Source organism: Rahnella sp. P4_A8, assembly GCF_056402435.1.
In genome coordinates, this window is record NZ_JBFUHK010000354.1 from 1 (window position 1) to 647 (window position 647).

Annotated in this window: 2 protein-coding genes; both read left to right on the forward strand. The window is 52.2% G+C overall.

The window, feature by feature from the left end; all coding sequences use genetic code 11:
- Positions 1–292, forward strand: a 292-nt coding sequence (locus tag AC1DUO_RS25945; RefSeq protein ID WP_477989609.1) for a phage tail tip fiber protein, incomplete at its 5' end; no start/stop codon positions are given.
- A complete protein-coding gene (locus AC1DUO_RS25950; RefSeq protein WP_041689158.1) occupies positions 293–607 on the forward strand; it encodes a hypothetical protein in 315 nt (104 codons plus the stop codon).
- Positions 608–647 lie beyond the last annotated feature (40 nt).

Here is a 647-nt window from a genome sequence, read left to right on the forward strand (position 1 = left end):
CCAATCAGGTGACACGCAGTATTCACCATTTGCCGTGGTGAACGGCCAGGTGTTTATCAGTGATGCTTTTGTGCAGGACGGGACGATTACCAATGCGAAGATCGGCAACTTCATTCAGTCTAACAACTACGTAGCGGGTGTATCCGGCTGGCGTTTGGATAAGGGCGGTACTTTCGTGAACTACGGTTCTGGTTCCGGCGGAAAGATGAAGACCACTAACACGACGATCAGTGTCGCTGACGCCAGCGGCGTACTGCGAGTCCAAATTGGTGAGCTGACAGGGGTATTCTAATTGGCTAGCTATGGTATTCAAACATGGAGCGCCTCGGGAACGCCGAATAATACGGGTTTAGTAAAGATCCTGATATTGGGGTCGGTCTATCTCTCTAAAGACCAGGTATCCGGGGCGTGGTCCTACGCCGTGCCGTCTGGTTACAAGGTGGAAGCGATGCAGTCGCCAGTCATGGGAGCAGAGCTTTCATCAGCCCGACGAAAAATAACCACGACAACGACCGGCGTCTCGCTTTCGAGCGCCGGTGCAGATTATTCAACCGGTACATTCACGGCAGCTGAGGGTTGGCTGATCGTCTACTTAGTGAAGCAATGACATGGCAAATTACGGGGCAATATTGGTCGATGAGTACGGT